Genomic DNA, 12,821 nt, shown 5'->3' with positions numbered 1-12,821 from the left:
AGCGTGTATGAGGTGTATCTGATAAAGAAACGATATATAACCCTTCTTACCGTGATCATATTAGCATTTGGTACAGGAATACCAGTGGTTAAAGCAAGTGTTGACCAACGCTCTTATAATTATTCATACTGGGCAGACGCGGTTCCTGCGCCACCGGCCTATCAAGCGGTAAGAATCATTGACGGTGATCGGTTGGGGATTGAACCATTAAGTGAGCCAAATGATTTTCATGTATCAACTGATCGAACTATTTACGTAGCAGATACAGGAAATAATCGCATCATTATTTTAAATGAAACGTTTAATGTTGTTGATGTTATTGAATCCTTTTTTATAGAGGAGTCAAAAGAAACATTTTCAAGTCCTCAGGGCATCTTCGTCAACGATGAGCATCATGTATTTATCGCTGATACAGGAAACAATCGTGTGGTTCATCTCGATGCAAACTTTGATCTTATAAAAATCGTTGAGCAACCAGAGTCTGAACTACTAAGTGATAATTTTACCTTTCGGCCATTAAAAGTGGCGGTCGATTATGCTGGACGCCTTTTTGTTATGGCAGATGGTGTATTTGACGGATTTATGGAATTTAGTGTCGATGGGTACTTTACCACTTTCATCGGCGCTAACCGTGTCCGTGTGGATCCCATTGAATATTTGTGGAAACGATTTGCAACGAGGGAGCAGCGAAGTCAAATGGTCAATTATGTGCCGACTGAATTTACCAGCCTGGATGTTAACCAACAAGGTTTTCTCTATGCTACAAACGTGGATAATTCGGATGATGTAATAAAAAAAATTAATGCAAGAGGTGATGACATTCTTAGAAGAGAAGGTTACTTCAGTCCAATTGGTGATGTTCGCTATACCGAAACAGATGGCGCTTCGAGATTAATTGATATAAGTGTAGCAGATTATGAGATTTATTCCGTTTTAGATTCGAGAAAAGGGCGTATCTTCACCTATAATGGTGATGGTCATCTATTGTATGTATTTGGAGGGATAGGTAATCGCTTAGGAGAATTTCATACACCAATTGCTATCGAGAGATATGATGATTATTTTCTTGTGCTTGATCGAGAACTTGGAGAGATTACCATTTTCACAGCAACGATCTATGGTCAAACGCTAAATGAAGCGGTCAGAAGTTATGAACAAGGTGATGAAGACCTGGCACATCAACTTTTTGAAGAAGTGGTCAATATGAATGTCAATTTGGAATTTGCCTACACTGGCATTGGAAAAGCGCTTTTACAGCAAGATCAATACGAAAAGGCAATGCATAATTTTGAGCAAAGTTTAGATCAAAATAACTATTCAAAGGCGTATTTATTGTATCGTAATCGATTGTTACGTGACCATTTTACCGTGATCATGTCAACGATACTAGGCGCTATAACAATTATTACTATCATTGTGGTTTATCGAAAGATAGCGAAAAGAAAGAGGAGGGTTTTGGTTGAACAGTGATAATATTAAATACCCTTTTCATTTAACTACCCATCCATTCCAAGGGTTTTGGGATTTGAAATATGAACGCAATACGCGAATAGATTTAACCATTTCCTTTTTTATTTTATTGTCTCTAATGGTGACGAATGTGCTAAGTAATCAATATGCAGGGTTTATTGTCAATATATACAACCCAGAGGAAATGAATAGTTTAATGGAAATTGTTTATGTCCTTATTCCCGTTTTATTTTGGTGTACGGCTAATTGGTCGTTGACAACACTGATGGATGGGGAGGGGAAATTTGTTGAGATTTTTATTGCAACGTGTTTTGCTTTAGTCCCCCTTGTTATGATTAATTTTCCGTGGATTTGGTTAAGTAATTTTATCTCAATGCAAGAAGCGATGTTTTATTATTTATCACAGAGCTTCGCGGTCATCTGGTTTTTTTTCTTAATATTTGTTGGAAATATGACTGTACATCAATATACGCCGTCTAAAACGGTAGGTACCATCGTATTAACGATCATTGCGATGGGGTTTATAGCGTTTCTATGTCTATTATTTTTTAGCCTAATTCAACAAATAATAGCTTTCTTCAGTGTTATTTATCAAGAGATTGTCTTTAGGTACTAATGGGAGGAGCGTCAGATAGAATGAGTAAAGCCATAATCATGCGACTACTCACATTGTTGCTAGTGATGATCATTTTGGTGGGATGTTCAGATCCTGCGACGGACAAAGATCGACTTGAAGAAGATTTGTCTGAAGTTGAGGTTACGCAAATGGAACCATTACAAGCAGCTTTTGTGGATAGTCGTGTAGAGGGAATGAAGGGCATGGTTGAAAATGAACATTTACAATTATTTGTAGATGAAGAAACAGCTAGTATTGCTGTCCATAATAAATCGAGTGGGGAGATTTGGTACAGTAATCCAACTGATCGAGGTGATGATGCCATCGCCTCAGGTGTCCATCAAGATTTGTTATCTTCGCAAATACAATTACAATTTTTTAACAATTTCGGACAAAGTAGTAATATGAATTCCTATACTGACAGTGTCGTTCATGATCAGTTTAACATTGAGGTGATTCCAGATGGCTTACGTGTCAATTACCAATTTGGTAAAGCTCAACGCTCGGCTGATGAGTTGCCTTTAATGTTAAGTAGTGAAAGAATTGAAGACTTGTTAAGTCGGCTAGATAATACGAGTCAACGGGCATTAACCATCGCCTATACAGAAAACACGGATACAGGCGTTTATGAAAGAAATGATAACGCACTACGTGGTCTTCAATTAGAACGTGCTTTTACAGCATTTGAAGAAGCTGGATACACAGAGGAAGATTTACAACAAGATATGATGGAATTGAATTTCACTCAAGAATCAGCAGAAGGGAGGACGTTTTTAGCTGCCATTGAATATAGGCTAGACGAGGATAGTATTTTGGTCACTGTCCCAAATGACAGTATTCACTATACGCCAGAATATCCTGTTAATCGTATATCCTTTTTTAATTTTTTTGGTGCAGCTGATAGCAATGAAAGTGGATCACTATTTGTGCCAGATGGATCAGGTGCTTTAATCCATTTTAACAATGGCAGGACAAATCTACCTTCCTATCAACAAGCTGTTTATGGAACAGATTTATCAACCTTATCAAGAGACGACGTGAGAATGGAAGAAACGGTAAGGCTTCCCGTTTTCGGTTTGATAAAAGATGAAGGCGACGCATGGTTAGCCATTATTGAAGAAGGTGCTTCTGTCGCCACTATAAGTGCTGATGTTAGTGGTAGAGTGAATAGTTATAACTATGTGTACCCTAGCTTTACAGTCGTGTCAAAAGGTGATGTAACCTTGCGTGCCGATCAACAAGAACGGACATTGCCTAGGTTCCAGGAAGGACCTATGAAGACGGATTTTTCAGTTAGATATGTGTTCTTGGATGGTGAAGAAGCGTCTTATCAGGGGATGGCTAACTATTATCAAAATTATTTAATCCAGAACAACGGTCTTCGTTCTCATGATAATGAAGCATTGCCAGAAGATACGCCATTTTATTTGCAGTTAGTTGGAAGTATAACGAAACAACAGCATTTTGCTGGTATTCCTTATCAATCCTCGACATCACTAACGAGCTTTGATCAAGCTGAACAGATCCTTAGGCAAATGAAAGAAAGTGATATTAATGATATTAGGTTAAATTATATAGGTTGGTTTAATAAAGGCATCAATCATAAGGTGCCGACAAAAATTCGTGTTGATCGTGCTATAGGTGGGATGGGAGGCTTTAAAGATTTTATTGCATACACTGAAGGACAAGGGATTACACTCTTTCCTGAGACAGCTATATTAAAGGTCAATTCAGAATCTGGTTTTAAAGTGAGGCAGGAGGCTTCGCGGACATTAACAAATGTCCCTGCCGCCATATATCCGGTTGACTTATCTATGAATAGGCGTGATCGATCACAAAAACCTTCGTATCCTTTATCACCAAGACGGGTAGAAGAATATACAGAGGACATGCTAGAACAGTTCAGGGCATTTGGTACAGCTGGGATTGCACTTAGAGATTTGGCTGACATATTAAATAGTGATTTTAGAAGAAATGATCAAATTGATCGGACAGAATCAGAAACGATTTCTACAAATGCTTTAGAACAGATTTATGAAGAAGGACTGTCGATTATGGCTAATGGTGGAAATGCTTATTCATTACCATATCTTACGGACATTATTGATATACCCATGGATAGTAGCAGTTTTAAGCTTCAAGATGAGTCGATTCCATTTCTGCAAATGGTGATTCGCGGATATGTTGATTATGCAACGGTCCCTTTCAATTTATCGACTTATTTAAGTGATCGCGATTATGTTTTAAAAGTATTAGAATATGGTTCATATGTGAATTTTAAGTGGATTTATGAACCTAATGAAGAATTAAAGGATACGCGATTTAATCAGTTATATTCAGTGAATTATCAGCAGTGGCTAGAACAAGCAACAGAGCTCTATCATGAAGTTAATGATGTGCTTAAACACGTGCGTGGTGAACCAATTATCTCACACGAAAGCCTTGTTGAAGGTGTATACAAAACCGTTTACGGTAATGGGCTTTACATTGTGGTGAACTATAATACGGAATCAGTTACAGTAGACGGATTGACCATTAAGGCTCAAAGTTATATGACAGGTGGTGAAGAAAAATGAACGCCGTGAGAAAGGTCAAAATGTCACTACAGTCGTATGATGGACAGAAAGTACTTTGGGGGTTGCTTTTTGTTTCACCATGGCTATTCGGCTTTATATTTTTCTTCTTCGTCCCTTTGCTTACCTCGTTACAATATAGTTTTAGTACGATTGAGGCTAGTTCAGAAGGGCTCAACGTTACGTTTACGGGTTTATCTAATTACATTGAAGCATTAGCAGTTAACCCCAATTTTAACAGACAATTAGTGGAGTCATTATTTGAGATTGTTATTGATGTACCATTAATCTTAATCTTTAGTTTGTTTATAGCGGTGCTTTTGAACCAAGAATTTTTCGGTAGGTCAGTTGCACGTTCTATTTTCTTTCTACCAGTTATTTTAGCATCGGGGGTTATATTGGGTTTGGAAGCTGAGAGTCTTGTACAAGAGATTAATCAGCAAAATGCTAATGCTGGTGGGTTAGCTAACGCATTAGGCGCATTTGAATTAGAAAGAATTATGCTCAGAGCTGGTGTGAATGATTATGTTGTTAATTATTTAACCGGTGCGGTCAGCCGTATTTATGACATCGTTAGTCAATCAGGGGTACAAATTTTAATCTTTCTTGCGGGTATTCAAACGATATCACCACAGATTTATGAAGCCTCAAAAATGGAAGGAGCAACAGGGTATGAGGCTTTTTGGAAAATTACATTACCCATGGTAAGTCCGCTTATTCTCGTCAATTTGATTTACACAATTATTGATTCATTTTCTAGAAGTCCGGTGACCGAATTGATTATGTCTACCGGTTTCGACAACTTAAACTTCGGACTTAGCTCTGCAATGGCTTGGGTTTATTTTATTTCAATTATGCTCATATTAGCAATCAGCACGTATTTGATCTCTAAAAAGGTTTTCTATCAAGAATAAGTTAGCCCTATGATTGGTGTAAAGTTAAAACTAATGAAACAAGGAAGGATGAGTAATTTGATGCTAACTCGACGATTTTCTTTTGATAAACTAAAGCGTTGGGTTTGGTCATTTGTTCGATTTGTATTAATAGCTGGTTTATCTTTTGTTATACTTTATCCAATTTTACAAAAGATTTCTACAGCTATTAAACATAAAAGTGACCTCTATTCACCGATTGTTGTTTGGATACCAGAGAATTTCACATTTGATAATATTAGAGATGCGATGTCGATTATGAATTATTGGGAGACATTATTTAACACGTTTATGCTATCGGGCATGACAACCATTTTAACGGCGGCTTCTTGTGCACTGGCTGGTTATGCTTTTGCAAGACTAAGATTTAAGGGAAGTAATATCTTGTTTTTTGGTGTGATTTTAACAATATTAGTGCCACCAACTACTATTTTGATCCCTGTGTACATGAACTTAAGAGAGTTTAGTTTGGGTGGATTAATCCCTTTATTAACGGGGAACACGGTTAATCTATTAGACTCGTATTGGCCATTTATTTTAACATCGATTACCGCTAATTCTTTAAAGGCAGGGTTATACATTTTTATATTTACTCAATTCTTTAGGGGTGTGCCTAAAGCAATTGAGGAAGCTGCATATATAGATGGTGCAGGTGTCGGATCTACATTCTTTAGAATTATGTTACCTAATGCTTTTCCTGCGATTGTTACCGTTGTTTTGTTTTCATTTGTGTGGCAATGGAATGATAGTTTCTATACGACCACTTATTTGACATCAAGTCATGTTATGTCGACACAGTTATCCTCATTGCCATATAATTTAGAGATGTTTTTAGACGGTGGTGATGCGGCAAGTTCTGATCCATTCTATTTAAGTATGGTGCAAGATACCGGTATTTTGTTAGCTATATTACCACTTATTATTCTATATCTTTTTGTGCAACGTTATTTTGTCCAAAGTATTGAACGTACCGGTGTTGTTGGATAGCGAAATAGCCATGGAGCCATTTCCTAATTAAAGGTGTTTGTATAACCTTCAAAAACGATTAAAAAACTTATCAAATCTTTAAGAGTAGGAGGTATTTATCACAGATAGCCTTCAGTAAAACGCTCACTGATTGAAGGTTCATTTTATTGAATTAGGTCATAGTTAACATATATAACGCGTTTGCTTTTTGGAAGGAGTGGAAAAAAGGTTACGTGGAGGTTAGTGCGTATTCAAGCTATTCTTATTTCAAGGAAGAATATTTAAATTTTTCCAAAAGATTGACGCTTCTATTTTTAGATTTTGGCCAATAGTATTTAAATAGCTTTAGCTGTTTATCTTCTAGGAAGACTTCCTATGCTATGGATCAAAAAAATAGAGGTGTTTTCTTATGTCAAACAAGTTTTATCACGGATAACCGTCCGTAAAACGCTTGCCTCAAAATAGAGAGTAGAGCAAATCTATTTAGGCGTGGGATAACGGACGTTAATGTTCTGATCTACTCAACGAACCCTTAGTGGGTGGGTAAGATCGTAGACTAAAACCGCCACATCTTTAAGAAGGAAGACAGACTAAGCCCGCCACGTCTTTAAGAAGGATTACAGACTAAGACCACCACGTCCTGTGGCAACGTCTGCATGACCTACATCCTGTAGCCCCCCGCCCACTGAGTTTTATTTAGTTTTTATAACTGTTCATATTAAGCCATTTCTCCTTTCTGATCAGTCAATTGAGCGATTATAAATGGTTACTTCTGAATCAGTGAACAGAAACTTTCAAGTACAACTAAATCGTTAGTTGCTAAAATAGCAGTTTATTCGCTATTATAAAGGTGTTATCCCTATTTGGAAGTAATCATAACGTCATATTATTTACGCTTGTGGCTATTTTACTCAATCTACTAAATGTTTACGAGACTAGTGGACGATATCAAAATTTGATAAGACGAGGTGTGCATTTTGAAAATAAAAGGTAGGCATAAATCTTTGTGTTGGTTTATTGTATTACTTTTAAGTTACGCCTTGATGGGTTGTGAATCACCGGTAAAGATTGATGACGAGCTCGTATTAATGGATAATGAAGTAAAAGACGACTATCATCACCCCGGACTTGCTAAGTATGAAGAGGTAATTGACGTTCACCTGGTGCGAGAGACCAGTGACAACATGGCAAGGTTAGTTGAACATTTTCCAGATGAAACGTTAACGGACAATCGTTGGATTAATCTGTACAGAGAGGTTTTAGGTATTAACATTCAGTATGATTGGATAGCTGAAACACCATTATACCATCAGCAATTAGCTATTGATCTCATGTCTGGTCAGTTACCAGATATTTTTAAAGTCAATGCTCAGCAGTTACAACAATTAGCAGAGGCTGGATTGATACAAGATTTGTCTCACGTATTTGATGATTATGCTACGCCTTTGACAAAGGATGTGATGATTCAAGAAGGTATGCATCCATTAGAAGCAGCAACCATTGACGAAAAGTTAATGGGTATACCGGAAGTAGAGTCATCAATTGAAACAGCTCAATTTATGTGGATACGAACGGATTGGTTGGAACAAGTTAATCTTAATCCTCCAAAAACAATGGATGATGTATTAACAATTTCGAAAGCGTTTACATTTGATGACCCAAACCAAACTGGAGAAGATGATACTTACGGTTTAGCTGTAACAAATTACTTGTGGAATAATATGGGTGGTTTGGTGGGTTTTATGGCAGGTTACGGCGCCTATCCGAATATTTGGATAATGGATGATGCTGGGGAACTTGTATATGGTGGCATTCAGTCAGAGGTCAAGGAAGCTTTGACTGTTTTACAAGAATTGTATAAAAGTGGACAAATAGATAGCGAGTTTATGTTTAAAGATGGGAGTAAAGTTAAAGAACAGATTGCCAACGGTGAAGTAGGCATGCTATACGGCGAACAGTGGGCTCCCTTTTATGTTGAGGAAAGTCTTGAAAATAATCCGCAAGCTAAATGGGCGCCTTTTCCTATTGTATCGGCAACACCTGATTCACCTCATATACCTATTCAAAACAAAACAAATAACTTTTGGGTGGTTAGGAAAGGATTCGAATATCCTGAAGCTATAGTTAAACTGATAAATTTGCACTTAGAGAAAAATTGGGGGGAGACTGCTGAATATGACGTTTATTACAGTACCCCCTATTCGATTTGGCAGCTCTCCCCGGTTACCCCATATCCTGTATTAAAGAACTTAGAGGCCTTCTATCAGTTAGAGGAAGCTAGAGATAATGACGATCTTTCAATTCTTAATGGGGAAGCGGCAGCCATCCATAGTAAGATTGAAAATTATTTTAATGTAGGCGATAAAACAGGATGGGGTTGGTCGCTAACGTACGGAGTTGATGGTGCTTTTTCTATTTTAGATGATTATATTAAAAATGATCAGTTGCTTATTGATCAATTTATTTGGCCACCTACAGAGACAATGATTGATATGAAGGCTTTGCTAGATGATCGTCAACTTGATACGTATCAAAATATTATATTAGGAAATCCAGTGAGTGAGTTTGATGCGTTTGTTGAGGATTGGAACAGGATGGGCGGCAACAATATGACGAAAGAGGTCAATTTAATTCAACAAAGAAATGAAAACGATAAAAAATAAAAGGATTATACGTTTAAATTGGGGAGGGAGATAGATATGACAAGTAAAACCATTTATGGCTTAAGTAAATATTTATTTGTAAGATTACTCGTTATGTATCATATCATCATTCTTCCCATTGTCATTATGGGTTTATATTTATATCTATGGAGTTATCATAATGCTAGTGAAGAGATCTCAAGGCACACAGAGAATCAATTAACCACATATTTGGAAAACTTGAACCGTGAAATGAGTTGGATGGAAGGTCAACAGTATGACCTGTTACATGATCATGAGCTACGTAAGGTTGCCTTAACGTGGGAAATGATGAGTAGTGTTGAAAGAAAGACAAGTATAAATCATTTGGTCAATCGCCTAACTTCTATTAAAGGAACAAGTGCATATATTGAAGACATTAGTATTCACATTCGATCAATTGACAAATCGATCTCTGCACTTCATGCCGTTCAAGATTTTGAACAACTACAATATGCTTCAATATATTCTAATGCAGTTGAAAATTATCAATTTATAAATGTGTTAGACGACTCATTAAATTTAGTGGTGGGTAATATGAATAGGGATATTGAAGGCATCCCCTTTTATTTGATTCAGATTGAGTTAGATAAACACAAGCTTGAACGATCACTTGATTCAATTAACATGTATGATAACAATGGATTTTTTTTACTTTCAGAAAATCGAGAGGTATTGTGGTCTTCTAATGAAGCATCGAAAGCTATTTTAAAGAAATATTTAGAAGGGGCTAATCCAGATCAAGAGGTGCGTAACCAGCTTTTAAGTATTGACGGTCATAGCTATCATTTTGACCAGGTCTACCTTGAAGAGCGTGGATTATCTATTGTAAGTTATTTACCTGAAGCCATGGTCATGCGTCCGTTAACTATTTTTAGAAAGTGGTTTTGGATATTTAGTATCTTTGTCGTTATCGCGATTGTTATTTATGCATTTACAACATATAAATTGGTTCATCGGCCATTGTTAGTTCTTGTAGATGCTTTTGAAAGAATGGAAAATGGATGCTTAAACCATCCAATTAAACATGATAACAGGGATGAGTTTGGTCATATATATAATCGTTATAATAAGATGTTGATGCGATTAAAGATGTTAATTGATCGGGACTATAAGCAAACCCTTATGGTACAACAAGCGGAACTAAAGCAGCTACAGTCACAGATAAATCCCCATTTCTTATATAATAGTTTCTTCATATTAAATTCATTAGCAAAAACTGAAGATACTGAGCGTATTGAGCAATTTACCGGGATGTTGGGTGAGTACTTCAAATTTATAACACGAAATGAAGAGAGTTTGGTTCCTCTAGTAGATGAAATAAAGCATGCAAGAATGTATACCGAAATTCAGAATATGCGCTTTTCGAGACGGCTATCCTTTTATTTTGATGAATTACCAAAAGAGATTGAAAGTATCAAAGTACCTAAACTTATTATTCAACCCATTATAGAAAATGCATATAAATATGGTCTTGAAAATAAATCTGATTCAGGTATTTTGAAGGTTAGCTTTGATATAAGTCCATACGAAGTGAACATTATTGTTGAAGATAATGGAGGCGCTATCAGCGATAATGAAATAAAAAATTTACAGGAACGTATAATAAATCGTGAGTTACAGCAAGAATTAACAGGATTGGCTAATATTCATCGCAGAATTGTCTTAACTTATGCAGAGGGTAGTGGATTGTACTTATCAAAGAGCGAAATGAATGGCTTAAAGGTTAACGTCCGACTTATACTTAAGGAGGCATTAAGAGATGTATAGACTATTAATCGTAGACGATGAAGAAATTATTACAGATACTTTATATGATGTATTCAGCCGCCTAATGCCTGAACAACTTGATGTGTGTAAAGCATACTCGGGAAAAGAAGCATTAGCATGGATGTCTAGAACACGCATTGATATTATTCTAACAGACATAGCTATGCCAGGATTGAGTGGCTTAGCGCTCATTGAAAAGATCCAAGAACTCTGGCCGAGATGCAAGGTTATTTTTCTAACGGGTCATCATAATTTTGAATATATTTATCAGGCTATTCAATTGAACGATGTGAGATACCTTTTAAAAACGGAAGGTTACGATAAGGTGACGGAGACGGTAAAAGAAGTGGTCACAGAACTGAGAAAGATGTCTTTAAACGGTATACACGTTGAGCAAACTGAAGAAGAAAAACATGCCTATGAATTAATAGCACAAAGCGATTTTTTCAGAGATATATTGTATAAAAGTAAGATGCTTTGTCATAATTCAACAGGTTTATTAACTGAATTCAGCAAATTAAACATTTCTTTAGACCCCACTAAACGCGTTTACTTAGTGCTTGGACGATTAGACTATCCAAAAGGAAAAGCTTATACAGAACGCCAGCAGATGCTTAGTTTTGTTAGAGCAAATTGGAATCGACATTTATCTAAACACATAAATAACATGGGTATCGTTGACCGATACGGTGATATGGTTTGGTTTATTCAACCCGCTCAACATAACAAATTACCACATCCTCATTTAGTAGAATATTTGGAGGGAACATTGGAGATTCACCAAGAGGAATGCTTAGATAAGATTGGATTAACACTTCAACTTACTATAAGTAGAGAAATAGAAGATTGGGTGGTCATTTCCCAAAAATATGAGCATCTTCGCCAATTACAACAATTAAAGATGAGTGACGGCTACCCATGTATTATTAAGGAGAAGGAATGTAATGATGAACCAAAGAAGGTGGATTTACCTTCTAATCAAAAGATCGATATTTTAACAGCTCATTTAGAAGCAAGTCGGATCGATGATTTCTTTGAAGTGTTCACTGATCTTATAAAGTCAGCTCAGAATAGCAACTATGATGAAATGATTGGGATTTATTACACGATTGCTGTGGTTTTATACAGTCATATTAGCCAAAATGGTTTGCATGATCGAATCACTAACTATGAAAAACTACTAAAAATGGACGAACATAATTCTATAAAAAGTAGCTTTCAATATTTAAAACAAGTAGCAAATCAAATCTTTAAATTCAAAAAAACGGATGATCGCAATCGTGCGACGAAAGTGATTGATCGGATCTGTCAGTATATTGAAAATCATTTAGAGGAGGATTTATCCTTAGTTCGATTAGCTGAAATACACTACTTCAACCCTTCCTATTTATCTTATTTTTTTAAGCAAGAGCAAGGTATTAACCTATCAGAGTATATTGATAGGTGTAGGATTAGGATGGCAAAAGAATTATTGCAAAACGGAGATTTAAAGGTTCGTGAAGTAAGTAAACATGTGGGTTACAATGCTGCCCATTCCTTTACTCGCTTTTTTAAAAAGATGACGGGGTTAACACCGAAAGAATATCGTGAAAACCTTACGAAAAGTGCTAAATGAGCGGAAGGGAAAGCTTTAAGTTAAGGGATGAGTGTATGTTAAATCTCTCCCTTCACCCTCGTACCGTAGATGTTGCTAATGGTATTCGTCTACATGATAGCGGTAGCTCATTTGATGAGATTAAGAGGAGGCCGGGACATAACAAAAATATGCTCTCCAAATACGAATGATGTTAGCAGGTGTAGGTTTATCACGTAC

At 36.4% G+C, this 12,821-nt stretch carries 8 protein-coding genes; all 8 read left to right on the top strand.

Annotation, left to right across the window (positions count from 1 at the left end):
- Positions 1 to 12 precede the first annotated feature (12 nt).
- The 8 genes from JOE23_RS14325 to JOE23_RS14290 all read left to right on the top strand — a co-directional run bounded on the left by JOE23_RS14325 (position 13) and on the right by JOE23_RS14290 (position 12,623).
- A complete protein-coding gene (locus tag JOE23_RS14325; RefSeq protein ID WP_204439415.1) occupies positions 13 to 1,470 on the top strand; it encodes a hypothetical protein in 1,458 nt (485 codons plus the stop codon).
- A complete protein-coding gene (locus JOE23_RS14320; protein ID WP_204439413.1) occupies positions 1,460 to 2,086 on the top strand; it encodes a YIP1 family protein in 627 nt (208 codons plus the stop codon). Before JOE23_RS14325 ends, JOE23_RS14320 begins: the two co-directional genes overlap by 11 nt.
- Before the next feature lie 20 nt (positions 2,087 to 2,106).
- On the top strand, positions 2,107 to 4,662 hold the full coding sequence (locus tag JOE23_RS14315; protein WP_204439411.1) for a DUF5696 domain-containing protein: 2,556 nt from the start codon (positions 2,107 to 2,109) through the stop codon (positions 4,660 to 4,662).
- Complete coding sequence (locus JOE23_RS14310) at positions 4,659 to 5,573, top strand: carbohydrate ABC transporter permease (RefSeq protein ID WP_204439409.1); 915 nt, start codon at positions 4,659 to 4,661, stop codon at positions 5,571 to 5,573. Before JOE23_RS14315 ends, JOE23_RS14310 begins: the two co-directional genes overlap by 4 nt.
- Before the next feature lie 60 nt (positions 5,574 to 5,633).
- Positions 5,634 to 6,578, top strand: a complete 945-nt coding sequence (locus tag JOE23_RS14305; RefSeq protein WP_204439405.1) for a carbohydrate ABC transporter permease — start codon at positions 5,634 to 5,636, stop codon at positions 6,576 to 6,578.
- A 956-nt stretch (positions 6,579 to 7,534) separates the two neighbouring features.
- Complete coding sequence (locus JOE23_RS14300) at positions 7,535 to 9,220, top strand: extracellular solute-binding protein (protein ID WP_204439404.1); 1,686 nt, start codon at positions 7,535 to 7,537, stop codon at positions 9,218 to 9,220.
- A gap of 36 nt (positions 9,221 to 9,256) precedes the next feature.
- A complete protein-coding gene (locus tag JOE23_RS14295) occupies positions 9,257 to 11,008 on the top strand; it encodes a sensor histidine kinase (protein ID WP_204439401.1) in 1,752 nt (583 codons plus the stop codon).
- Positions 11,001 to 12,623: a response regulator transcription factor gene (locus tag JOE23_RS14290; protein ID WP_204439400.1), complete on the top strand. Its 1,623-nt coding sequence runs from the start codon at positions 11,001 to 11,003 to the stop codon at positions 12,621 to 12,623. Before JOE23_RS14295 ends, JOE23_RS14290 begins: the two co-directional genes overlap by 8 nt.
- The last annotated feature ends 198 nt before the right edge of the window (positions 12,624 to 12,821 follow it).

Origin of the sequence: Amphibacillus cookii (assembly GCF_016908375.1) — a bacterium.
Taxonomy (GTDB): Bacteria; Bacillota; Bacilli; order Bacillales; family Amphibacillaceae; genus Amphibacillus_C; species Amphibacillus_C cookii.
This window is presented reverse-complemented; position numbering and strand designations above follow the sequence as displayed.